The 23,207-nt window shown below is 36.5% G+C and carries 24 protein-coding genes and 1 pseudogene; 15 read left to right on the forward strand and 10 right to left on the reverse strand.

Going from position 1 to position 23,207, the window contains the following annotated elements:
• The first annotated feature begins 470 nt into the window (after positions 1-470).
• From V7068_RS13705 to V7068_RS13720, 4 genes are read left to right on the forward strand one after another with little or no spacing between them, the layout of a single operon-like run.
• Entirely contained in the window at positions 471-3,230 is a 2,760-nt protein-coding gene (locus V7068_RS13705) for a response regulator (protein ID WP_499713249.1), read from the forward strand.
• 10 nt (positions 3,231-3,240) lie between these two features.
• Entirely contained in the window at positions 3,241-4,092 is an 852-nt protein-coding gene (locus V7068_RS13710; protein WP_499713250.1) for a CheR family methyltransferase, read from the forward strand.
• Positions 4,046-6,076: a PAS domain S-box protein gene (locus V7068_RS13715; protein WP_499713251.1), complete on the forward strand. Its 2,031-nt coding sequence runs from the start codon at positions 4,046-4,048 to the stop codon at positions 6,074-6,076. Before V7068_RS13710 ends, V7068_RS13715 begins: the two co-directional genes overlap by 47 nt.
• 54 nt (positions 6,077-6,130) lie before the next feature.
• Positions 6,131-7,084, forward strand: a complete 954-nt coding sequence (locus V7068_RS13720; RefSeq protein WP_499713252.1) for a sugar ABC transporter substrate-binding protein — start codon at positions 6,131-6,133, stop codon at positions 7,082-7,084.
• 233 nt (positions 7,085-7,317) lie between these two features.
• Here V7068_RS13720 and V7068_RS13725 read toward each other — a convergent pair whose 3' ends face one another.
• Genes V7068_RS13725 through V7068_RS13735 form a run of 3 tightly spaced genes read right to left on the reverse strand, consistent with a single transcriptional unit; the run spans position 7,318 to position 8,341 of the window.
• A complete protein-coding gene (locus V7068_RS13725; RefSeq protein WP_499713269.1) occupies positions 7,318-7,779 on the reverse strand; it encodes a hypothetical protein in 462 nt (153 codons plus the stop codon).
• A gap of 54 nt (positions 7,780-7,833) precedes the next feature.
• Positions 7,834-7,998 carry a DUF3231 family protein gene (locus V7068_RS13730; protein WP_499713253.1) on the reverse strand — a complete coding sequence of 55 codons (165 nt, stop codon included), beginning with the start codon at positions 7,996-7,998 and terminating at the stop codon, positions 7,834-7,836.
• The gene (locus tag V7068_RS13735) at positions 7,988-8,341 is read right to left on the reverse strand and encodes a DUF3231 family protein (RefSeq protein WP_499713254.1); all 354 of its coding nucleotides are present in this window, start codon (positions 8,339-8,341) and stop codon (positions 7,988-7,990) included. Before V7068_RS13735 ends, V7068_RS13730 begins: the two co-directional genes overlap by 11 nt.
• Before the next feature lie 659 nt (positions 8,342-9,000).
• Here V7068_RS13735 and V7068_RS13740 point away from each other — a divergent pair.
• From V7068_RS13740 to V7068_RS13755, 4 genes are read left to right on the forward strand one after another with little or no spacing between them, the layout of a single operon-like run.
• Complete coding sequence (locus tag V7068_RS13740) at positions 9,001-10,701, forward strand: spore germination protein (RefSeq protein WP_499713255.1); 1,701 nt, start codon at positions 9,001-9,003, stop codon at positions 10,699-10,701.
• Positions 10,649-11,758 (forward strand): GerAB/ArcD/ProY family transporter, encoded by a 1,110-nt coding sequence (locus tag V7068_RS13745; RefSeq protein ID WP_499713256.1) that lies wholly within the window; start codon positions 10,649-10,651, stop codon positions 11,756-11,758. Before V7068_RS13740 ends, V7068_RS13745 begins: the two co-directional genes overlap by 53 nt.
• Positions 11,739-12,956, forward strand: coding sequence for a Ger(x)C family spore germination protein (locus V7068_RS13750; RefSeq protein ID WP_499713257.1), 1,218 nt, complete (start codon positions 11,739-11,741; stop codon positions 12,954-12,956). The genes V7068_RS13745 and V7068_RS13750 overlap by 20 nt, the downstream gene beginning before the upstream one ends.
• 26 nt (positions 12,957-12,982) lie before the next feature.
• Positions 12,983-13,186, forward strand: coding sequence for a CLC_0170 family protein (locus V7068_RS13755; RefSeq protein ID WP_499713258.1), 204 nt, complete (start codon positions 12,983-12,985; stop codon positions 13,184-13,186).
• Between the two features lie 84 nt (positions 13,187-13,270).
• Here V7068_RS13755 and V7068_RS13760 read toward each other — a convergent pair whose 3' ends face one another.
• From V7068_RS13760 to asnA, 3 genes are all read right to left on the reverse strand, one after another.
• On the reverse strand, positions 13,271-13,510 hold the full coding sequence (locus tag V7068_RS13760; protein WP_499713259.1) for a hypothetical protein: 240 nt from the start codon (positions 13,508-13,510) through the stop codon (positions 13,271-13,273).
• 31 nt (positions 13,511-13,541) lie between these two features.
• The gene (locus V7068_RS13765; protein WP_499713260.1) at positions 13,542-13,694 is read right to left on the reverse strand and encodes a hypothetical protein; all 153 of its coding nucleotides are present in this window, start codon (positions 13,692-13,694) and stop codon (positions 13,542-13,544) included.
• A gap of 276 nt (positions 13,695-13,970) precedes the next feature.
• Positions 13,971-14,984, reverse strand: a complete 1,014-nt coding sequence (asnA, locus tag V7068_RS13770; RefSeq protein WP_499713270.1) for an aspartate--ammonia ligase — start codon at positions 14,982-14,984, stop codon at positions 13,971-13,973.
• Between the two features lie 255 nt (positions 14,985-15,239).
• Here asnA and V7068_RS13775 point away from each other — a divergent pair.
• A pseudogene (locus V7068_RS13775) lies at positions 15,240-15,726 on the forward strand (manganese catalase family protein).
• Positions 15,727-15,905: 179 nt separating this feature from the next.
• Here V7068_RS13775 and V7068_RS13780 read toward each other — a convergent pair.
• Both V7068_RS13780 and V7068_RS13785 read right to left on the reverse strand, forming a co-directional pair.
• Positions 15,906-16,355 carry a YndM family protein gene (locus tag V7068_RS13780; RefSeq protein WP_252293849.1) on the reverse strand — a complete coding sequence of 150 codons (450 nt, stop codon included), beginning with the start codon at positions 16,353-16,355 and terminating at the stop codon, positions 15,906-15,908.
• Positions 16,356-16,519: 164 nt separating this feature from the next.
• Positions 16,520-17,143, reverse strand: coding sequence for a LysE family transporter (locus V7068_RS13785; RefSeq protein ID WP_499713261.1), 624 nt, complete (start codon positions 17,141-17,143; stop codon positions 16,520-16,522).
• A gap of 250 nt (positions 17,144-17,393) precedes the next feature.
• On the opposite strand from V7068_RS13785, the gene V7068_RS13790 reads away from it, so the two are divergent.
• The 3 genes from V7068_RS13790 (at position 17,394) to V7068_RS13800 (ending at position 18,352) form a co-directional block, all read left to right on the forward strand.
• Entirely contained in the window at positions 17,394-17,648 is a 255-nt protein-coding gene (locus V7068_RS13790) for a sigma-G-dependent sporulation-specific acid-soluble spore protein CsgA (protein ID WP_499713262.1), read from the forward strand.
• Positions 17,649-17,701: 53 nt separating this feature from the next.
• Entirely contained in the window at positions 17,702-17,839 is a 138-nt protein-coding gene (locus V7068_RS13795) for a hypothetical protein (RefSeq protein WP_252289614.1), read from the forward strand.
• A gap of 162 nt (positions 17,840-18,001) precedes the next feature.
• Positions 18,002-18,352, forward strand: coding sequence for a hypothetical protein (locus V7068_RS13800; RefSeq protein ID WP_499713263.1), 351 nt, complete (start codon positions 18,002-18,004; stop codon positions 18,350-18,352).
• An 87-nt stretch (positions 18,353-18,439) separates the two neighbouring features.
• Here the strand turns inward: V7068_RS13800 and V7068_RS13805 are convergent, their stop codons facing one another.
• Complete coding sequence (locus V7068_RS13805; protein ID WP_499713264.1) at positions 18,440-19,069, reverse strand: LysE family transporter; 630 nt, start codon at positions 19,067-19,069, stop codon at positions 18,440-18,442.
• A 275-nt stretch (positions 19,070-19,344) separates the two neighbouring features.
• On the opposite strand from V7068_RS13805, the gene bcbE reads away from it, so the two are divergent.
• Positions 19,345-20,613, forward strand: coding sequence for a bacillibactin exporter BcbE (gene bcbE / locus V7068_RS13810; RefSeq protein WP_499713265.1), 1,269 nt, complete (start codon positions 19,345-19,347; stop codon positions 20,611-20,613).
• Between the two features lie 59 nt (positions 20,614-20,672).
• On the opposite strand, the gene V7068_RS13815 is transcribed toward bcbE, so the two are convergent.
• On the reverse strand, positions 20,673-21,926 hold the full coding sequence (locus V7068_RS13815) for an MFS transporter (protein WP_499713266.1): 1,254 nt from the start codon (positions 21,924-21,926) through the stop codon (positions 20,673-20,675).
• Positions 21,927-22,183: 257 nt separating this feature from the next.
• Here V7068_RS13815 and V7068_RS13820 point away from each other — a divergent pair, with 257 nt between their 5' ends.
• Positions 22,184-22,612 carry a MarR family winged helix-turn-helix transcriptional regulator gene (locus V7068_RS13820; RefSeq protein WP_499713267.1) on the forward strand — a complete coding sequence of 143 codons (429 nt, stop codon included), beginning with the start codon at positions 22,184-22,186 and terminating at the stop codon, positions 22,610-22,612.
• 68 nt (positions 22,613-22,680) lie between these two features.
• On the forward strand, positions 22,681-23,103 hold the full coding sequence (locus tag V7068_RS13825; RefSeq protein ID WP_499713268.1) for a DUF1801 domain-containing protein: 423 nt from the start codon (positions 22,681-22,683) through the stop codon (positions 23,101-23,103).
• Positions 23,104-23,207: the final 104 nt, after the last annotated feature.

The following is a 23,207-nucleotide window of genomic DNA, read 5'->3' on the forward strand; positions in this document are numbered from 1 at the left end:
TCTTAGTGACCGTAGAACGTGGCTAACCATCAATGGGGGATGAAGGAACACCCCCACTGATGGAAGTTTCACTTTATATAAAGCCGATTTGATTTTTCGACATCATCCTATTTAGTTGGCGGAATGATTTTTGGCTCCTGCGCGTGTGAGGCCGCGATCTGACACGCTTTTCCACTATACTAAATTCAATAGGCCAAAAATCAACAACGTTATTTAACAGAACCTATATAAAAAATAATTTGCTATGAATGAAGTCTGATAAAATATGATATAATTTGTGATGAAATAACATTTTTAGGTTGATTTGTAATATGAAAAGTGAAGGGAGTCTCTTTCAAATAGATAAATATATGTCGATAAATATCGAAATGTTCAAAAAAATATATGCAAGTTAGGACCTCATTACTTATTTGTAAGCTTCACTTTCATATAACGTAATGAATAAAAAAATAACGGAGCGGGGAGGAAGTATGAAATTTACAACAAAGCTCTATGCGAGCATCGGCTTCATTTTACTATTAATTTCTATTAGCGTCGTTATTTTAATGAACATGCTTGAACAGTCTATAATTAAGATGAACGTCGTTGTGAATGAACTATATGAACGAATTGACATTGCTGCGGAGATAAAATACGAAACTGCTAATATTGGAAGAGCGTTCAGGGAGGCTACAGCAACTTCGGCAAATGGAAATAATAGAGAAGCCTTGAATGCTTGGGAAGAATCAAACTTGAAGATCAAACAAGGAATTGAGTCACTTAAAGAACTGGATACGCAAGAAAAATCACTTGATTTAATGGAACAATATACAACCCTGCATGATTCATATCAAGATATGGTACAGCAAGTCATAGTATGGCAAAAAGTAGACATTGAGGTTGATAGTCAAGAGGCAATGGTAGATGAGATCAAACTTACTCGGGAAAGAATGCTTCAAACTTCTCTACTCCTTCTTGGATTACAAGAACAAGAGATGAAGAATGAACTTTTAAGATCTCGGGACACTTATAATTGGGCTGTCACATCGATATATATCTATTTAGCTATCAGCTTGGGCTTAGGAATAGGACTGATTATTTGGATTATTAGGAGTATGACTAAGAATCTCAATAAGGTAACGACTGTTATGAACAGTGCTAGCAATAGTAATGGGGACAATTTACCTCGTATTGAAATCGTTTCCAAAGATGAAATTGGCTCAATCGCAGCTGCTTTTAACACAATGGTTTCGGAGCTTGAGGCACATAGTAAGTTAGAAAAACACTTATTAGAGGAAGCTGAAGAACATGGCTGGCTTAAAACGAAAATTGCTGAAATAGCAACGATGTACCCGGAAGCTAAAGATATACAGATGCTTGGCGAGTCATTCATTTCTAAGCTTGTTCCTATAGTAGATGCGAGTTTCGGTGTTTTCTATTTGAAGAGTGAAAATGGAGCTCAGCCGTATCTTAAAAGGATAGCAGCGTATGCTTTTTCAAATCAGTTTAAGGCATCTGAAGGCTTTTATATTGGAGAAGGGCTTGTTGGACAATGTGCGCTTGAAAAACGGGCCATCCTGCTTACACAAGTACCAGAAGATTATATAAGCATACGTTCCGGTACAGGAGAAGGTTCACCAAGAAATATTATTATCTTACCTGTGCAACTTGAAGGAGAGGTGCTTGCGGTAATCGAAATTGCCTCCTTCCACGCCTTTACCTCTAGTCAAGTTAAGCTTCTTGAAGAAATCAATAGTACGTTAGGAATGGCCATCAATAGTATGTTAAATCATATGAGAGCAGAACGATTGTTGCAAGAATCACAAGCTTTAACAGAAGAACTTCAAGTCCAATCTGAAGAATTACAATTACAGCAAGAGGAATTAAGGACAACAAATGAAAAACTTGAGGAGCAGTATACCGCCTCCGAGCAGAAGAAAAAAGAGTTAGAAAAAGTAAGGGAGGCTCTTGAAGAAAAAGCTCAACAATTAGAGATTAGCTCACAATATAAATCGGAGTTTCTTGCTAACATGTCTCATGAGCTTAGAACACCACTGAATAGTTTGCTCATTTTGGCACGGATTCTTTCTGAAAACGAAGAGGGCAATCTTTCAAAGAAACAAGAGGAATATACTCGGACCATCTATACTTCGGGTAATGATTTACTCCTTTTAATAAATGATATTTTAGATTTAGCCAAAATAGAGTCTGGTAAATTAGAAGTGATTTCCAAGGAAGTCAATCTATACGATATACAAGATTATTTGAGTAAGCAATTCTCACCTATTGCTAGTCAGAAAGATATTCAGTTTAACGTTCAGTTAGAACCTAATGTAGCAAACTATTTATATACAGATGAACAATGTCTAAAACAAATATTAAAAAATCTGCTGTCCAATGCTTTTAAATTTACTGAAAGCGGCAGTGTATCGCTGCAAGTTCGAAAGGTACGGACGGAATATATTGAGAAACAAATGCCTGTGAGTGCTCAAGCAGAGTATATGCTGGCTTTCTCGGTTATTGATACGGGCATCGGGGTACCTAGAGAAAAACAAAGAGTAATATTTGATGCCTTTAAACAGGCCGATGGAACGACAAGTCGAAAGTATGGCGGGACAGGTTTAGGGTTATCCATAAGTCGTGAAATGGCTTCTGTATTAGGCGGCTTTATCGAGTTAACAAGTGAAGTTGGAAAGGGAAGCAACTTTACACTATATTTACCAATCCTGCAATCAAGCGAGATACTAGAGGAAAACTCCTATATAGAGGAAGCTGCAGCAGGGCTTGAATATGAGGATTATTCACTGAATGAAAAAAGTGAAGTGGACGAGGAAGGCAGCCGTATAAACGAAGAGGGCAAATCTTCGCTCAAACATAAAAAAGTACTCATTGTGGATGATGATATACGAAATGTTTATGCATTAACAATTGCACTTGAAAAATATGAAATGGATATCATTGTAGCTGAAAATGGCCGTGAAGGGATTGAAATGTTACAAGATAATCCAGATACCGATATTGTTTTAATGGACATTATGATGCCTGAAATGGATGGTTTTGAGGCGATGCGCAGAATTAGACAACTACCAAAGTATCAAACACTACCGATTATTGCGCTGACGGCGAAGGCTATGAAACAGAGTCGCGAGGAATGCTTAGCTGCAGGAGCAACGGATTATATTAGTAAGCCGATTGATGTAGATCAATTATTCTCGCTTATGCATGTATGGTTATATAGAAAGGAAGGATAGTCAATTAAGAATGAAAAATACAATCATACAAGATCCAGTACAAGTTCAAGAGATAGAGCGAATTGAAATCGAGTTACTTCTAGAAGCCATTTACCGCTATTATGGCTATGACTTTAGAAATTATGCACAGTCCTTCCTGCAAAGGAGAATTTTGCATCGCGTTCACAATGAAAATCTGAAAAGTGTTTCGGCACTGCAGGAAAAGCTGCTTCGTAATCCTGAGGTAATGAAGAGATTATTTTCTGACCTTTCAATAAATGTTACAGAGATGTTTCGTGATCCGGCATTTTTCCAGTCCTTTCGAAAAAATATCGTTCCTTTCGTAAAAGATTATCCAGATATTCGAATTTGGCATGTAGGCTGCTCGACTGGTGAGGAAGTTTATTCAATGGCTATTCTGTTACATGAAGAAGGAATCTATGAAAAGGCTAAGATTTGGGCAACCGATATTAATCCAAAAACTTTAGAGCAAGCAAAGAAAGGTACTTTTTCTTTAGCGAATATGCAGCTATATACAAAAAATTATATGGAAGCTGGCGGAATAAGAGCTTTTTCAGAATATTATAAGGTCGTAGGTGAACAAGTTGTTTTCCACCCCTTTCTGCAAAAAAATATTATGTTTGCAGAGCATAACTTAGTAACAGATTCTTCATTTAATGAGTTTGATATTATTATTTGTCGAAATGTTCTTATCTATTTTAATAAGAGTTTACAAAATGATGTCCATCAGCTTTTTTATGAAAGTCTAAGTTTATCAGGTTTTATCGGGTTGGGCAAAAGAGAGGGGATTAGATTTACAAGTCATGGAAACTGCTATGAAGAAATCGACTCAACAGAAAAACTATACCGTAAATATAAATAATGCTGCTTCCAAAAAAGTGAATATATTAATGGTAGACGATCATCCTGAAAATCTACTAGCATTGGAAGCTGTACTCTCGTCTCCGAATTATAACTTAGTTTGTGCGACATCAGGGAAAGAAGCGTTGAAATGTTTGCTAAAACAAGAGTTTGCAGTGATTTTACTAGATGTACAGATGCCTGGATTAAATGGATTTGAAACAGCTAAGCTAATACGCGCGAGAGCAAAAACCAAACAAACTCCGATTATTTTTATTACAGCGATTAGTCAAGATCGTGAACATGTTGAACGTGGTTATTCCGTTGGAGCTATTGATTATATTTTTAAGCCATTTCAGCCTGAAATATTAAAATCAAAAATAGAAAAATTTGTTGAAATGCACGAAAAATATGAAGAAGAGATTAGTAAGAGTGAATGGCAACGTTCAGTCGAACTAAAGGAAGTTAACCAAAGATTAAATCGGACAACTTTGGATTTGCGCCGAACAGAAGCATTAACGAAAGTAATTGGTGAAACGCTAATTGATACGATTGTTACCTTTGATGATCAAGAGCGTATATTATCAGTGAATCCTGCTGTAAAAAGGATGTTTGGCTATCAGCCTGAGGAATTAATAGAACAGAATGTTTCCAAGCTCTTTCTACAAATGGTAGGAAAGAACGGAGAGAGGTCCTCAGATTTCTTGTCTTCCATTAAACAAGGGGTTGGAAAAGTAATCGAATCAGTTGCGTTACGTAAGGATAAAAGTGATTTTCCTGTAGATATCCAAATTGGAGAGACTGAAATAGAGGGCAGGCACATATTCGTTTGCGCTATCCGTGATGTTACGGAAAGAAAACAGATAGAGGAAGTTAAAAAGCAACAGTTTGCTAATCTCGAACATATTGTAGAAAAACGTACAATTGAGCTTCTATTAGCTAATGAAAAGCTGCAACAAGAAATTGAGGAGAGAAAAAAGATTGCGGACGACCTTTTTGTTTCACAGGAACGGTTTCGGAAAATATTTGAGTCTAGCCCTAACTTAATGGCGATTATTTCACAAGAAAATGGAACCTATATGGATGTAAATGCAAGTTGGGTAACATTCACTGGTTATAGCTATGAGGAGTTACAAAATCAAAAAATTAATTTACAAGATTTTATTGAAGAAGCGGGTGGCCATTCCATCGATTTAGAGCAACCTATTCGCAACATGAAAATTCAATATAAGACAAAAAGAGGAGAAATGCGTGCCGGATTATTATCATCAGAAACGATTCATATTGAGCCGGAGCCTTGTATTCTTTTTGTATTGACAGATATTACGGAAAGGGTTCTTTTAGAGAGGGAGATGGCTCGATTAGACCATTTGAATTTAATTGGAGAGATGGCAGCGGGAATTGCTCACGAAATTCGAAATCCAATGACTACAGTTTACGGGTTTTTACAAGTAGCAAGGGGCAGAGAGGTATCAAAAGAGGTCATTGATCTCATGTTAGATGAATTAAATCGAGCTAACTCTATTATTACTGAATTTCTAAATTTAGCTAAAAATAAAGTTAGTGATAAACAAATGAAAGATTTAAATACGATTATTAAAGCCTTATTTCCACTTATTCAAGCAGAAGCAATGCGTGCTAGTAAACAAGTAAATCTTGATTTAAGTGAATGTCCGAATATATCAATTGATGAAAAGGAAATTCGTCAATTTATATTGAATATGGCTTTGAATGGGCTGGATGCTATGTCTTCTGGAGGGAAACTTACGATAAAAACGTATGCAGAGGAACAGGCAGTCATTTTAGAAATAAAAGATCAAGGAGCGGGCATAAGTCCGGAAATATTAGAAAAAATAGGGACTCCTTTCTTCACTACGAAGGAGAAGGGAACAGGGTTAGGCTTAGCCATTTGTTATAGTGTAGCCGAGCGACATCAAGCAGAGATTGATATCGAAACAGGAGATACGGGGACGACGTTTTCCATCCGATTTAAAACAAATCATTGATAAATGTTTATGTCAGGAGCATATTTTCATTTAGGAAGAAGAAAGGGGGATTACATGTTTAATAGGCATAAACGATTTCTTCTTCCGATTTTGGTGATTTCTGTGATTGCAATTGTTTTTATATATAAACAATTTGAAGAAGAAAAGCCGGAAGTAGTGGTAGTTTTAAAGAATTTAGACCTTGATTACTGGGAATTTATTAAGGCAGGGGCAGAAAAGGGATTTGAAGACCTAGGTATAAACGGTAAAGTGGTTGCACCTGAAACTGAGACAGTTGAAGCCCAGAGAGAGATGTTAAAGAGTGTTCTTAAAGAAAATCCAGATGTATTGATTGTTTCTCCGGTTTATTCAGCTGATAGTATTAATTCGGAATTAGAAAAGTTCGTCAAAAAGGATATCCCTGTATTATTCATATATGCGGATGATAATTGGGAACATAAGACGGCTTATATCGGTACGAATAACTTTTCTTTAGGAGAAAAAGCCGGAATATTACTGGCTTCACAGCTGCAGCCTGGAGATAAGGTGGCTCTTCTTGGCGGAGAACAATCAATTGTTGAAGGGGAACGGATAAAAGGGGCTAAAGATAGTTTAGAGGCTGTGGAAATCGAAATTGTGGCAGAAAAAAAAGGATTACCAGATGATAATCCTAAAGTAGTTAGAGAGGCAACAGAAAGTATTTTACGAGAGCATCCAGATCTTAAAGGTGTAATTGCCTCAACGGATTATATTGCACTTCCTGTGTTAAAGGTACTTCAGGAAAAGGGAATTCAAATGCCTGTTATAGGAGCAAGCGGAATTCCTGAGATGCTTAAGTTAGTAGAAAAAGGAACATTGCCTAGTGCAGTAGCGCAAAACCCTTATGATATGGGGTATATAAGTGTCCAAACCGCATTAAAAGTAACAAAGGGGGAACGGGTCAATCACTTCCTTGATAGTGACGTAGATATTATCACAAAAGGGAATGCGAAGGATAGACTTGATTTCTTAAATAGCGTGCTGGAGTGAAGATTCTCACGGAGTACCTATATTAAAAAGCCTAAATTCTTTGTAGTACAAGGGATTTAGGCTTTTTAATTATGTACATAAAAGAGTATCTCTAAAATAGAGTAAGGTACTATATCAGATTCTTATATTTCTTTTGTTGTGGATAAGAAGAAGGTTAAGGAATATTTCCATTCATACTTAATATATCTGAGTGAAATTATGGGGTTTTCAGTATATTAATCCTAACTTTTCAGTTATTTTTTCGTTTTTAAATTTCCTAATATAATTTTTATAAACAAGCCAACACCTATACCAGGAATCACAGATAAGATAGATAAAAAAAGATGACCTAATAAAATCCCAAATATTTTTAAACTCGAGGAATAGATTAATCCTATAGTCATGAAATAAGCACTAAAAACAAGTGGGAGAAAAGAATAAGGGGATTTCCCACCTCCAGCATCCCGATAAGCATCCCATATGGCAAACATATAAATACATGGATAAAACATCAACCATTGATAATTAGTTTGCTCAATAGCTGATTGAATATCACCTTGAAAGCTATAAATAATCACTTGGTTCAAATTTGATTGTAGGTTAATTAAAACTTCTAATATGATAAAAAGTAGTCCTTTGAAAAACTTTCCGTTTAAAATTTGTCCAAATCCAGGTAATGCAATACTCCAAAGAACTTTCTCAATTCGTTCTTCCATTGACATTCCTTCACTTCCTATTGGCTAACCAATCAATTTTAACTATTTTGGTTCTTATTTTTTGCTGTCTACAAAGTCCGATTTAGTCGGATAAGCAATATAGGGTGGTCTAACAAACAATCCTTTTGAAAGGGATACATCTGTACCCATATCGTATAAGTTAGATGCTTCCGTAGAGCCTTCCAGAAAATATGCTCTTATATCTTTTCTAGCACTCATTGAAACAAAGCCACCGTATGTAACTAAGCTTAATCTGGATAAATGACCAATAAAATCCAATCATAAATGAATCAGTATATAGACGAGGGGCATCCATATTTACATCCTCACTTGTAAATCCTGTCGGTAATGGTAGTTGTTCTTCTTGATACAAGTGGGTAAGTTTTTCGATATGGGAAGATGAAAGGTCATAAGCAAATTGGATAATAGAACGGATTTCTTGATCCTCTACATCTTTTAGAAAATAACCTAAAACACATTTGGACATACTATCGTTCATGTATGCAGTCCAAATAGAAGCGATTTCAGCCGAGGTTAGTCGAGCATGATGTTCAGTCATCATTAGTTGCCTCCAAAAATAGTTTAATTTCATTTTAAATTATTCTTTACAATCAACCGTATAATATGACAGAGGCTTAAAGAAAAATGTTCCTTCATTAGTGTTAGTGTTGCATAAATAGTTTCGCGGCTTTCCGTTTAATTAGTCAGTCTGTTTAGGGACAAAAAGTTCAATACCTAATCACAGGTGGATTTATCCAGTTGGGCTTTATTTATCATTAGATCTAGGAGACGACAACAATTTGTTTGTTAAGGAACGGCTTTTTTTCAATTTTCCGGAGCCAGATATAACGCTGGTTTCTAAAATGCAGCCCTTAAATAAGGGCTGGTTTGTAAAGTTTTTTATGTAATCTTCTCCATAGGATAGTCCTTTATCCATGATAAAGGACTTTTTCTATGCCGAAAATTAGGAAGCTGAATATGTATACTATTTGAAATAATTAATTGGTGGAGTACTAGTAATTTTATATAAATAGATACGAATGAAACATCCTTAATGCTCCCTCTTGCGCTACCGTGTGTCTGATTGAAGTTCTGGTCTGTGTATACTGAGCTGTTGAAACGAGAAATTATTCATTATTTGCAGGGTTAAAATGTAACTTATCAGATTAAGAGCGGTTACCAACTTCATCATACGTGAATAAAGGAATAATTTACTTTTACATGGACAAAGTAAAAAAAGGTGGTGGTACCGTGGTTTTATTTTTTAAGCAAAAGAAAAAGAATGGTCAAATCATCTCCAAAAAGACTCCCAGTTCAGTAGTAGAAGAACACTCTAAAAATAAAATTTCTAGTTCTCTTGATGAAACCGTTCATTTTATGAAAGGGATATTTGGAGATAGCAATGATTTTGTGATAAAGCATTTTGAGGTATTTGGTCAATTTCACGCGGTGATGTTTTATTTTTCAGACTTAACGGATCAAACTGTAATTAATAACGATATATTAAAACCGTTAATGTATATACCTAATCACTTGTTACAAAGGAAAATTGTCCTGAATGATTTAAAAGATGTCATTATTAACGAAACGCTTTATCACAGTCAAGCTAAGCTCAATGACTGTCTTGATCGTTTAGTTGATTTTGTTTTACGCGGGGAAACCGTTATTGCAATTGAGGGCATAGCAGAAGGGATTCATATTGGAACCCGTAAACTAGAAAAACGGGCAGTTAATCAACCTGAAACAGAGCAGGCAATCATGGGACCGCGTGAAGGATTTATTGAAAATATTGCAACTAATCTTGCTTTATTGCGTTATCGACTTCCAACCCCCGACTTTTGCGTGAAAAAAATGGAGATAGGACGCCTTACCAAATCAAAAGTTGCTATCTGTTATATAAAAGGAATTGCGGACAACAAGGTCATCAACGAAGTGGAGAAACGACTTTCTGAAATTGATATTGACGTCATTATGGATGCGGGCTACTTGGAACAATTTATTGAAGATAATCCATTTTCTCCGTTCCCGCAAGTTCACAGCACAGAAAGACCAGACAAAGCAGTTGCTAACTTAGCAGAAGGAAGAGTCGCTATTTTAGTGGACGGTTCTCCGTTTGCTTTAATGGTCCCCGTGGTTTTCAGCCAGTTTTATCAAACGGTAGAAGACTATTCAACTAGATTTTTAATGGGGAGTTTTGTGAGACTTTCGCGTATGCTGGCACTCGTATTTTCACTTGTTTTCCCCTCCCTTTACGTTTCGTTCATTTCTTTTAATCCTGAACTGCTGCCAACAGAGTTTGCCGTTGCTGTTGCAGGAGGCCGAGCTGGTATTCCTTTTCCCGCTGTGGTTGAAGTATTAGTCATAGAAGTAGCGATGGAAGTACTGCGCGAAGCAACCGTTCGACTGCCGAAACAAGTAGGGGGCGCCTTATCGATTGTTGGGGTGCTTGTCATTGGCGAAGCAGCTGTGAATGCAGGCTTGGCAAGTCCGATTACAGTTGTGGTGATTGCATTAACAACCATTGGTTCTTTTGCAACTCCGGCTTATGTGGCTGCTTTTGCACTCAGAATGCTCCGATTTCCCATTATCATATTAGCAGGAATCTTCGGTTTGTACGGAGTTGTCATAGGAATTATTTTTATATTCAACCATATGCTTTCGTTAAAATCATTCGGAGTTCCGTATATGGCCCCGGTTTCTCCTGAGAACTACCAAGGAATGAAAGATGTTGTAATTAGAAGTCCACTATGGTGGATGCCGAAAAGACCGACTTTTCTCCATCAAGAAAATGTTGCTAGATTAAGGGAGGAAAGGAACAAAGCATTAGAGCATAATAAAGTCGGAAACGACCAGCGGGAGGAAGATACAAGTGGAGGACCCAAGAGAAATCACAACTCTTCAAGCAACGACAATCTTAATTAGCACGATTATTGGGGTTGGGGTTTTACCTTTGCCGCTGTTTGCTGTCAGGGCAGGGGAAACAGGAGCTCCGCTTGTTACGATGTTCGGTACTGGGATAGCAGCAATTGGACTATTTATTATTACAAAGCTGGGTATTCGTCATCCTAGTAAAACCATTATTACTTACAGTGAAGAGATTCTTGGAAAATGGCTGGGGAAAGTTTGTAGTATATTCGTTATCGTCTTTTTTACTATTTTAACAGCTCTCACTGCACGTGAATTTGGTACGGTTGTCACGACGAGTGTATTGATCGAAACACCGCTAGATGTAACGGTCATTGTTATGCTTGTATTAGCGGCAATTAGTGCACGAAATAACATAAATGTGTTTGCCTACATACACAATTTCTACCTTCCTATAATATTGGCTCCGGTTTTAATCGTTGTGGCCGTTTCTTTAAAAAATGCTAATATTCTTTATTTGCGTCCTCTCATTGGGAGTGGTTTTAATGAGATGTTTTTTGGAGCATTAACCGTTGCTGCTTTGTTTCAAGGTTCATTCGTTATGACATTGATTATTCCAGCTATGAAGCAGCCGAAAAAAGCGATGAAGGCAAGTATATGGGCAATCATTATATCTGGAGGCTTATATTTACTGCTTGTTATCGCAACTGTGGCAGTCTTTGGTACGGAAGAAATTAAACAACTTTTTTGGCCCACATTAGAACTTGCGAGAACAACTTCTCTGCCAGGGAATATTTTACAACGTTTAGATGTTGTTTTTTTATCTGTATGGGTTACGGCTGTATTTACAACTATATTTGCGAGTTATTATTTGACGATTTATTCGATTAAGCAGTTTTTTCGTTTACAAGATCATAAGATGCTGTCTTACTTTATTCTTCCATTTGTCTATATATTGGCTATGCTGCCAGAAGGTATTTTTCAAATGTATGGCATTATTCGATACGTAGGAAGAATCGGACTTAGTATTACGATTCTTTACCCACTGTTTTTATTTATTCTTGATGTATTAAAAAGTAAGAGGAGGAAACATAGTGAGTCAAAACAAGTATAAAGCGAAGCGAATATTCCTTTTGATTTTCTTAGTTCCCCTTCTTACTGGTTGTTGGGATAGTCGAGAAATTGAGCAGAGGTCTACCATATTAGCAATCGGCATAGATAAAGCTGGTCCAGGTGCAGAAGAACGGGAACCAGAAGTAAGTCACAGGAAAGGAGATATATCGATACCAGAAGAGGATATGATAGAAATTACCGTTCAAATAGCGATACCTGGGCGGATTCCATTGGGACCACAAGTAGGTGCTGGAGAAAAAAAACCGGTATTGGTCGTGTCTGTTGTTGGACATACAATTGAAGATGCCATATACAATCTTCAACAAGAAATAGCGGATGAAATATTTTTAGGACACTTAAGATTGATTGTATTGAGCGAGGAAGTGGCAAAAGAAGGAGTGAAACGTTTTAATGATTACTTGAGACGCAATCCGGAAATTCGAAGAACAGCTTCCATTGTTGTATCAAAAGAAAAAGCTTCAAAGTATATGGAGGTAAGTCCAGAGCTAGAACGTGTTCCCTCACTTTACTTGGCAGAAATGGTTGACAGTTTAGTTGACTTAGGGAAATTTCCTGAAAGTTTCATCGGTAAATTTTGGAGCGCTTTCTCGAGTAAAGGGCAGGATGGATACCTTCCATATTTTCAAATTAAGGGAAAAAAAACCATACAAATTAATGGTCTAGCGTATTTTCAAGGAAGTAAAATGGTGGGAAAGACAAGACCGCAGGAGATTGGCTCATTTATGGCTGGAATAGGTGCAGAAAAGGGAGGGTACCCCATTTTTACTGACATTCCCGGTAACAAAGAAATAGCGTTAGTCCAAGCAGTCAAACGAAAAACAAAAATAAAAGCAAGTTTAAAAAATGGTAAGCCCCATATTTTGGTGAAAGTTCGCTACGAAGGTAAAATTTCGGAGAAGGAAAGCCCGAATGTTAAGATAAAAAAAGAGGAAGATATTCGAGCTCTTGAAAGAGGATTTTCAAATACTGGGCAAAAGTCATTGAGTGATTTAATTGCTAAAACACAAAAAGCAAAGTCTGATATTTTTGGGTTTGGCGAGTATTTCCGAGGGAAGTTTCCTGAATATTGGAAACAAAACGTTAAAACAGAAGAAGATTGGCGGAATATTTATGAGAATCTTTCCTATGATGTAGAAGTAGATACTTATATTCGTCACAGCGGCATGAAAGATAAATGACGTGCCATGAAAGGAAGCAGTGTTTTATGGACGATATCCGTTCGATTAACTATTTGATTAGCATTTTGTTGGTGACAGGAATTTTGCTTTTACTGACAGATGTAAAAGCCTATAAAAATGCAGGTTTAAAAAAAGAAAGAAAAATTACGCTCATACTAGGTTGGACCCATCTTTCATTAAGCATTATTTTAACGCTGACAGCTTGGATTTATCGGACTTGGATCTGGTAAACAACCAATAGCGAACAGCAAAAGGTTCGCTATTGGTAGTTAAGGATATCTTTTAGATAATTAAAGGTACCGTCTTTCAATGACTTAATGTAATTTAAAATGATCAACCGAACTATTTAAGTTTTCTGCTAATTTTGCAACAGATTCGGAACTGCTTACAATCTCATTCATTGCACTAGCTGATTGCTGAATGGAAGCTGAAGTTTGCTCAATTCCTGCGGTGGACTCTTCTATTATTGAAGCGCTATTTTCGAGCGAATAATTGATTTCTTCACTTTGTTTGGAAAGAGTATGGATATTTGTTGATATATCTTGTATCTGCATTTGTATGTTCAGTATAAATGTATTAATTTTATTAAACTGTTTTTTCTCTTAAATCATTTAATTCTGTACGTAATTCTATGTAATAATCGTTTTCGCCAGCATCCAATGTAATTTCTTGTTCGTACTTGTCTATATCAATGATGTTAACGGCCTGCTTAGCGATATTTGCTGCTACTTGACTCAAAGAATCTTTCACTAACTGAACAGAGGAATGATAACAAACATAAGCAGTCACCAAACATGATAACAGCACAATGGTAGAAAATATCAAAATCATTTTAAGTTGTATACTTTTCTTCATCTTTTTTCCTAACATTACTATAATTTCCATTTATAGATGTCTTAAAATGAAAATAGATATCATTCTTATAATAGAACTAATTACACAATGTTACAATAAAATATTCCTATAAGATACCCATATCGAACAGTAATAGGGATATTTTATAGGATATATATACTACAAAAGAATGATATTGTTTTCTTCACACTCTTTTAGAATTTGATGATTCCATATGGAGGCTTGAACTTCACCAATATGGGCTTTCTTTAGAAAGAACATGCATAATCTAGACTGACCGATGCCGCCGCCTATAGTATAAGGCAAGTTTTCACTTAAGATAGCTTGATGATAGGCTAGGACTCTTCGTTCCTCATTATTAGCCAATTTTAATTGTTTTAATAGGGTTTTTTTATCTACTCGAATGCCCATGGAGGACACTTCAAAAGCTCTCTCTAATAGTGGATTCCAGAATAAGATATCCCCATTTAATGCCCAGTCGTCGTAATCCGGGGAACGTCCATCGTGTTTTTCTCCAGAGCGCAAGGCGCCGCCAATTTGCATAACAAAAACAGCTTTATGCTCTTTAGTGATTGCATCTTCTCTTTGCTTTGGAGTGAGTGAAGGGTACAAGTCCTCAAGTTCTTGAGTGGTAATAAAATAAATGTCATCGGGTAAGATTGGCTGGAGAGCGGGGTGGAATTCGTGCATATAGCTTTCCGTTGCTTTCATTGCTTTATAGATTTGTTTAACTTCTGTTTTTAGTGTATGGAGGTTGCGCTCTTCCTTTAAAATGACTTTCTCCCAGTCCCATTGATCGACATATAGGGAGTGGAGATTGTCTAATACCTCGTCTCTTCTAATTGCATTCATATTTGTATAAAGTCCTTCACCAGAGGCAAATCCATATCTAGCAAGAGCTATCCTTTTCCACTTTGCTAAAGATTGAACGACTTCAATTTGTGAATTATTAATATCTGAGGCCTGAAAGGAGACGGTTCGTTCTATACCATTTAAGTTATCATTTATTCCCGTGCCTTCATTTACTAGTAAAGGGGCTGATACTTTTATTACGTTGAGTGCTCTTGCAAAATGATCTTCAAAATAATTTTTTAATTCATTTATTGCAATTTCTGTATGCATTAAATTAAGTTTAGATTTATATCCATTGGGGATAACCAAGGCTTGATTCATTTTTGTCATCCTCTCAGTTATAGATTTCCTGTATCCTTACGTTTTCACCTTAGTTATGTAATACACTAAGGTAATGAACTAAATTACTTTATGAATAAAATTCCCAGTTGTGCTTATCAATTTATATAAAGAAGGCGTGATTTTTCATTCTTTTATGAACCGTATGGATTAATGAAAGGACATACACCTATCTATATTGCCTGTAATACACTAAGTTGAAAGCGATGGAGGATATCTATTAATGTGAGGTGATTCATTTCGTTTTTCCACATTAAGGAATTATAATATCATGCAAACCTGAAAGACCAGATCCATTATTTGCGAGGCAACTACAGGAAGTATTAGGAGGTCAATTTGGGGGAATATCCGTTGCGCTGCAGTATTTTTTTAAAGGGTGGAGTGTTCGGGGGAACGGAAAATATAAAGACTTGCTGATGGATTGCGGCTATTAAAGAACTCAAAGCTAAAGAGAATGTGGTTGTGCCAAGTACGTTTCCTAAGGAGTTGGAAAAACAAGGGATTTCGTATACCCTCTTCAATTTTTCTAGAGGAAATGAAAGCGCAACCGGGCGTTGGGCTCAGGGACCTAGTATGGATGGAATGGGAGTCTTCAATTATGTAGAGAATCCAGCTCCTTGTGCGAACAAGCCCAAACTAAAACCTGCACCTCCATAATATGCATGATACGCTACCAACAGTTCTTAGAGGAAGCAATGGGCTTATTCCTCCCAGTTTAGATTAGTTTAGTTAAACGAAATAAATGGGCTGCTGTTATAGAACATCGTTGATTTTTAGCTCGCTTCATGGGACGAAGGTTAAAATGAGCCAAAAACCATTTAATCAAGGCTATTGTTTAAAAAAGCTAATAAAAAAAGAGGAGACACTTGAAAAAGTATGATCGATCAAGTGTCGTACCCTGTTTTATAGCTCATCTTCATCTTCGTATTTACGAGTTGGAATTCTTGGGGTAAGTTCTTCCGAAGCCTCTGTTTGATATCGTAAAGTAGAAATTCGGTTGTCGTCCTCTTTTATGAGGATCTGATTGTCCATATATTTATGGAAGAAGTACTCAAATAGAGCTACACCTACTGCTGAAGCGAAAGCAGCCGTTACTATATCATCTCCATAGGTTATGCTGTCGCCTATCAACCAAATTAATAAAAAGGCTAGTCCGAAATCAGCAATTGTTGCAATTGTATTATTTGTTTTAGGCAAAATAAATAAGTCGCCAATTAAATAAGAAACAACTCCTAAAACTAAACTGATTAGAAATACATTCCCAAAAGACATGTCGAATGCTACTCCAAGTATCATATATAAAAGAACTAGACTAGAAATAAATTTTATCGCTAGGGCTCTTACATGTTTCATTTTATCGTCTCCTTTCAATACATATTGTGCGTATTTAGGAGAGGGATTATTCGTGTTTTTCATGGGATGTTGTATGCGTACGAATTACATAAAAAAGAGGCGTGTGCATATTTAGTTTTACACGCCTGAAATCAGAAACTTCCTATTATATACGTATGTATTTTTTAAAATAAAATCTTAGCCGCTTGGATAGCGAAATACATGCCAAAACAGATGAGCGATAGTCCAGATAATGCAGAGATCAGGACTAAGATAGACGGTGTTAAAAACCTTCGAAAGCTGCTTGAGACGAGAGCCATCGTAATATCCCAGCATAAAATACCAAGGAAGATAGCAGAGCTGTATAGAATTAAATGCTGAATATCATATTTATCGGCGGCATTAGCTAAAACGGATCCGTAAATGCCAAGCCAAAACAAAATCGTCAAAGGATTAGAAATCGACATCAGGAACCCTGATAAAAAAGAGGAAAAATGGGAGTCGTTTGCCTCTCGCTTGTCTATAGCCAATTTTCCTGCATTAAGTACAGTTTCAATTCCTGTATAAGTGAGGACAAAAAATCCAAAAAGCCACAAAAACGTTTTCATGAAATCCATTTCCAAAAAGTGAACGACTCCCAAATAAACGAGAGCCATATAAATCGCATCAGCTAATATAGCCCCCAAACCTAATATCCAAGCGTGCCAAAATCCTTTCTGAATGCCTTTGTCTAATTGAGCGGCATTAATAGGACCAATTGGTGCAGCTAATGACAAGCCTAACAAAATATAACTAAAAAAAATACCCAATCCATTTTCACCTCACCGTTTAGTACCTTCCTGCTTGTACCAATGTATTCAGATAAAGAGGTTTGTACCACTTTTTTAGATAACATAAATTTACTTTTAGGGCCTTTACGATTCAACGAGAATCGGCAGCATGTATTAAGTGGGCTTTTCTGTAGAAAATAATTTTATATGTAGACGCTGTTACACACCTTTAGTAAGCAAAATCAACAGTGTCTAAGGCATTTCCTATATTTAATAAGGAGTGTGGAGAATGGATCAATCATTAGGTTATTTACGAGAAATATTAGCTGGTTATACGGAAAATGATGCAATGGGAAAGAGGCTTTTTGATAAAGTTTCAAATCGTAATTACGTAACAGAAGGGCAGTTTGTTGAGGACTTAACGCAAGTAGAAAACAATTATCTTAATCGTGTATTGGTTGATGCAATTAAATACGCAAATCAGGAACAGGACACTGAAAGAGCTCATCAATTAAACGAAGTGTATGAGCTGTTATTTATCTGACTAGGTCGGTAGTGTGACGATTTAGATTTAACATGGAAAAGAGGGGACATCATTTGACGAATATTATAGATGGAATGGATGAAGCGAGGTTTCAATCACCTTATCCAAATGGTAATAAGCAAAGAAAAAGTAAGAGTAAGGAAGATAAGAAAATGCCGATGGTACTAAAAAATCTAAAGAATGGGTCATGAAAAGGGCATGATACAAAGCATAATAAAACTCCGCTTAGTATAGCGGAGTTTTATTATGCATGGAGCTAACAATAGCGGAGGGTCATCTTATCATTAAGCATAAATCAGAGAGGAGAGGAAAATACTAAACATACAATTAATTAATTTTCGGAGGTAAGGTACATGTCTGTGTTTGTTTACCAAACATTTGAGTTGAAGCAGGAAAACTTTAAAGAGGGAATTGAAAACTTACAGGAAATGGCTAAGTATCGGAATGGAAATTATAATCATAAGGTGGAAATATTAACACCTATTACAGGAAAAGATTATACATATGTGCTTTTTTCAACATATGAAGGACTAGCAGAGATGGAATTACAAAATAAAAAAATGTTTGATGATGAAGAGTACTTGAAACTGATTGGAGATTTTTTTCTGGAAAACATTGTACAAGGGAGCATGCATACACAGTTCTATCGACGAATGAGTGAGAAGAAAAAAGATAACAACGATAAGGATAAGAAAAAAGAGTAAGCGAACCATTTACAATAAACGAACACGGGGCATTACTTTTAGGAGTAAAGTCCTTATTCTGATTGGAAGAGAGCTCAGCATCATGATCTAAAGAAGAGCTGTAATTCCTTGATAGCCAAAATATAAACCAAATCCAATGAGCGTTAATCCGGATAGGATGGATATACCTCTTAAGCTGTTAAGACTTAAAAATTTTCGGAATCCGGTTGTTAGCCCAGCAACGACAAGGTCCCACAACATTAACCCAAGAAAGATCATACTGCTATAAACGAGCAGGGATTCTGTTCCGTTTACTTGAGCCGTTTTTGCTAAAACAGAACCGTAGATTCCTAACCAGAAAAGAATCGATAAGGGACTTGTAATAGACATAATGAAGCCTGTAAGAAAACATTTAAATAATGAATCTCTTCCACGGCTATCAGCAAGAGCAAGTGAACTAGCACTAAATATACTTTCCACTCCTGAATAAGTAAGTATAAAGGCTCCAAATAACCAAAGGAATACTTGGACGATAAACACTTCCAAAAAATGGACCATTCCTAAATAAACCATTAGCATAAATACCCCATCTGCTATCATGGAGCCAACTCCAACCATCCATGCATGCCAAAACCCGTTTTTAATTCCTTTATCTAAACGGGCTGAATTAACAGGGCCGATGGGGGCTGCTAACGTAAATCCTAACAAAATATAGCTTAATAAAATGCTCAAGCTCAAACATAATCACTCCACTCGATATTAAATAATAACTTGTACATTCTATGTATAAAGAGATAGAGCTATGAATCCTCGTCCTAAAAATATCCAAGTGTTACAGTGGGATAATTTATCAAAGTAAGGGGAGAGTGAAGTGAGTGAATGAATGTTTAATGAGACTATCATTTTTTGTCAAGGATAATATGCTATCTGGCAGTCCATATTAACAGTAGTTAGTGCAATTTCTGAAACAGCTGTAACTGTTTCAGAAAATAATAAAAAAAGGCGTGTCACCGATGGAACATGTAGAAAATATTCAATCTGTAAAGGCTAACAAGAAATCCAAGAGTACATCCAAAAACAAGCCTAATAATCAAAAGTGGGCTGTACTATCTATTTCATCGATTCCGCTTGTGATGACATTAGGAAATTCAATGCTTATTCCAGTTCTTCCGGCTATGGAAAAGAATATAGGGATATCGCCGTTTCAATCTAGTATGATTATTACTGTCTACTCGATTTTAGCTATCATTTTTATTCCTATTGCAGGGTTCTTATCCGATCACATAGGCAGGAAGAAAGTCATTATTCCAAGTCTAGCAATTGCGGCAATCGGGGGACTGATTTCTGCATGGGCAGGATGGAAAATGGATAATCCATATTGGATCATTTTAATTGGACGGGCTTTACAAGGAATTGGAGCTGCTGGGGCTTTTCCAATTGTCCTACCGCTTGTCGGTGATATGTTTAAGACGGACGAAGAAGTGAGCAGCTCGTTAGGATTAATCGAAACATCCAATACACTTGGGAAAGTACTGAGCCCTATTTTGGGAGCTTTTTTGGCAGGATTCTTTTGGTTTATCCCATTCTTTTCTATCCCAATTTTTTGTTTAATATCAATTTTACTTATGGTTTTCTTAGTTAAGACCCCTAATAATAGAGAGAAACCGCTTCCCTTTAAACAATTTATACACAATATAAAGGATACGTTCAAAAACAATGGGAAATGGCTTTATGCTGTATTTATTATTGGAATTATTTTAATGTTTGTGCTATTCGCTGTTTTATTTTATTTGTCCGATACATTGGAAAAAGTATACGATGTGAAAGACGTAAAAAAAGGGTTGTTATTAGCTATTCCATTGGGAGGGCTATGCATTGCTTCTTATATTACAGGGAAATTAATTAAAGAAAATAAAGTTCTTATGAAATGGCTTACCTTTGGAGGAATTGTTTTATTAGTTGCATCGATTGTAACGCTAAGCTTTTCTAAAGCTATGTGGTTTATGATTACTTTATTTTTATTAAGCGGTATTGGAATTGGAGTAGGGCTGCCATGCCTCGATGCATTTATTACATCAGGAATTGAAAAGCAAGAACGTGGGACGGTTTCTTCTATTTATAGCTCGATGCGTTTTATTGGGGTAGCTGCTGGACCACCTATTATGGCGATTATGATGAAACATGCTGAAAACTCTCTTTTTTATATATTAGGCGGTTTAAGTGTGATTGCAGCTATTGCTACGTTTATCGCTATTAAGCCTGAAACCGAAGAAGCGAAATGAACATATGTTTCATAGTTAATGAACAAGGCTGTCTCACACTGAGACAGCCTTGTTTCTAATTAATGAGCCGATTTAGCCTGATCAATATGTTTGATATGCTTATAATTGAACAAGATAAATAATACAGAAAGGACAACAAATCCTGCACCTACAAGAAATGGAACATGTGAGTTGTAAATCTCGGCAAGTTTAGCTGCCATAAAAGGTGAGATTGCAGCTCCGATGAAACGTAGGAAGCTATATGCAGCAGATGCTGTAGAGCGTTCAACAGGTGCTGCATCCATCACAGCGGTTGTAATCAATGTATTATTATTTCCTAATAGCGCACCTGCAATAATAACAGCAGCGATTACGACAACGGAGTGTGCTGTCCAAATCCCCATTATGAGCAAGGTAAGAGCAAATAAAAGTAACATCATGACCATCGATTTAATGGCTCCGAAGCGTTGTTGAAGTTTTGGCGCCATAAAAACAGAAGTAATGGCAAGTAAGATTCCCCAACCTAAAAATACATAGCCTAATCCTTTTGGATCTAGCCCCATGATGAATGGCGCATACGCCATAATAGTGAAGAATCCGATATTGTACAAGGCAGCAACGATCCCTAATGTGAACAGTGAACGATGCTTCATCGCACGGAACGGATCTAATAAGGAAGTTTTGGTTTTAGTAACTGTTTTTGTGTTCGATGTCGGCATTAATTTAGAGAGAATAATAAAGGCAAGGACCATCAATGTTGCGACACCAAGAAATGGTGCTCTCCATGATAGAGAACCTAATGTTCCGCCGAGTAGTGGTCCAACTGAAATGCCAAGTCCAACCGCCATTTCATATAGAATAATTGCTTTGGACGTTCCACTATTAGAAAGCGAAACGATTGCGGCTAGAGCAGTTGCAACAAATAAGGCATTACCAAGGCCCCAACCAGCCCGCAATCCAACCAATGTCCAGATATTGTTGGCGATTCCGCCACCAAGTCCTGAAACAATCGCAATGATGATAATTCCTAGAAGCAGCGTCCATTTATGTCCAAGCCTTGAAGAAAGCGTACCAGTAATAAGCATTGCAAATGCCATGACAGCATTATAACTCGTGTAAAGTAAAGTTACTTCACTAGGCGTAGCATGCAATTTTTCAGCAATGGTTGGTAAAACAGGGTTCACAAGCCCCATTCCCATAAAGGCTGTAATACTAGCGAAAAAAATCGCCCATACAGCTATCGGCTGATGAAAAAGACCACCTTGCTCTTTTGACAATTCAGATTGTATGGATGGTATTGCTACTTTTGTTTTTACTTTTGATGTAGCTGACATACCTTTCTCCTCTCCTAACTGTTTTCAACTATCTATAAGGCAAAACTCCTCATAGTTTTTTTCACTAATAAATCCGAATATGCACAGTAATGAAATGTAACAATATTCCTGAAGTTGTATCATGCAACTATTTTAATTGTATGATGCAAGTATTTGATATGTCAATACAATTTTCTGTCGTGATTAGTCGTGAATTGACAAACGTTTGTAGTGAGTTATCATAATTTATAGAGAATATTTGATGGGGTGGAAAGATGATGAAGGAAGATTTACTGGAAACAATCGAACTAGAAATGGCAATACTCGGTCGGCGTCTTACATCTGTTACACCGAATAAAGCTCAAACGAATCTAGACCGAGCTACATATCTTCTATTGCTTAAGTTATTCGTTCAAGGTTCTATTGGCGTAAAAGTATTGGCGACTGAATTACAATTAGATATGTCTACAGTAAGCAGACAAGCTGCTACATTAGAGCATAAAGGGTATGTGAATAAAATTCCTGACCCCCTAGATGGACGGGCATACTTTTACCAAATTACTGAATTAGGAAAAACAGAATTATTAACATACAAACAAATGAGAATGGAGAGGATTGGGGATTTAGTGAAGGAATGGTCAGATGAAGAATGCGAAGCATTTGGCCGACTGTTAAAAAAGTTTAATCAAGCACTACATCAAAAATAACGATAATAAGTCATCAAGGACATTGGAGATGGTAGCAAATTCTTAAGAAAAGGGGGAGATTCTAAGTTATGTATGAACTAAAAACAAAGGAAAATGATAACAGTGTTATAGAGTTCATTGAAACGGTTGAAAGTCCTAAAAAGCGTGAAGACGCCTATAGATTGTTAGATATTTTTACAGAAACGACAGGTTTCCAAGCGAAAATGTGGGGACCAAGTATTATCGGGTTTGGTTCTTATCATTATAAATATAAATCTGGTCATGAAGGAGATGCACCGCTAGTTGGCTTTTCACCTCGAAAAGCAAAAATCAGTTTGTATTTTGCGACGGGTGATACGACACGAGAGGAATTGTTAAAGGATTTTGGCAAACATACGACAGGAAAAGCGTGTGTATACATTAATAAAGTGGCAGATATTGATGTGGATGCGTTAAAAGCGTTAATTCATCAGTCTGTTAAATTTTTAAAAGAGAATTATCCGAATCATTAACGTTATGTTATGACGTTAATTTATGATTTAGTCTTCGTCGCTTCAGGACTACTATGTATTAGTGTATGAAATTAAAAATATAATCTTGATACAGCAATAAGGGT

It is taken from the genome of Bacillus sp. JJ634, from assembly GCF_036962285.1.
Classification (GTDB): Bacteria; Bacillota; Bacilli; order Bacillales; family DSM-1321; genus Peribacillus; species Peribacillus asahii_A.

Bases quoted from the DNA above. Each gene is read 5' to 3' on its own strand.
- V7068_RS13825 (WP_499713268.1), top strand. From the start codon at position 22,681: ATGTATGAACTAAAAACAAAGGAAAATGATAACAGTGTTATAGAGTTC.
- asnA (WP_499713270.1), bottom strand. From the start codon at position 14,984: ATGAATCAAGCCTTGGTTATCCCCAATGGATATAAATCTAAACTTAAT.
- V7068_RS13820 (WP_499713267.1), top strand. From the start codon at position 22,184: ATGAAGGAAGATTTACTGGAAACAATCGAACTAGAAATGGCAATACTC.
- V7068_RS13720 (WP_499713252.1), top strand. From the start codon at position 6,131: ATGTTTAATAGGCATAAACGATTTCTTCTTCCGATTTTGGTGATTTCT.
- V7068_RS13735 (WP_499713254.1), bottom strand. From the start codon at position 8,341: ATGATGACTGAACATCATGCTCGACTAACCTCGGCTGAAATCGCTTCT.
- bcbE (WP_499713265.1), top strand. From the start codon at position 19,345: ATGGAACATGTAGAAAATATTCAATCTGTAAAGGCTAACAAGAAATCC.
- V7068_RS13780 (WP_252293849.1), bottom strand. From the start codon at position 16,355: ATGAAACATGTAAGAGCCCTAGCGATAAAATTTATTTCTAGTCTAGTT.
- V7068_RS13815 (WP_499713266.1), bottom strand. From the start codon at position 21,926: ATGTCAGCTACATCAAAAGTAAAAACAAAAGTAGCAATACCATCCATA.
- V7068_RS13740 (WP_499713255.1), top strand. From the start codon at position 9,001: ATGGACAAAGTAAAAAAAGGTGGTGGTACCGTGGTTTTATTTTTTAAG.
- V7068_RS13730 (WP_499713253.1), bottom strand. From the start codon at position 7,998: ATGAGTGCTAGAAAAGATATAAGAGCATATTTTCTGGAAGGCTCTACG.
- V7068_RS13725 (WP_499713269.1), bottom strand. From the start codon at position 7,779: ATGGAAGAACGAATTGAGAAAGTTCTTTGGAGTATTGCATTACCTGGA.
- V7068_RS13705 (WP_499713249.1), top strand. From the start codon at position 471: ATGAAATTTACAACAAAGCTCTATGCGAGCATCGGCTTCATTTTACTA.
- V7068_RS13715 (WP_499713251.1), top strand. From the start codon at position 4,046: ATGAAGAAATCGACTCAACAGAAAAACTATACCGTAAATATAAATAAT.
- V7068_RS13790 (WP_499713262.1), top strand. From the start codon at position 17,394: ATGGATCAATCATTAGGTTATTTACGAGAAATATTAGCTGGTTATACG.
- V7068_RS13760 (WP_499713259.1), bottom strand. From the start codon at position 13,510: ATGCAGATACAAGATATATCAACAAATATCCATACTCTTTCCAAACAA.
- V7068_RS13710 (WP_499713250.1), top strand. From the start codon at position 3,241: ATGAAAAATACAATCATACAAGATCCAGTACAAGTTCAAGAGATAGAG.
- V7068_RS13800 (WP_499713263.1), top strand. From the start codon at position 18,002: ATGTCTGTGTTTGTTTACCAAACATTTGAGTTGAAGCAGGAAAACTTT.
- V7068_RS13755 (WP_499713258.1), top strand. From the start codon at position 12,983: ATGGACGATATCCGTTCGATTAACTATTTGATTAGCATTTTGTTGGTG.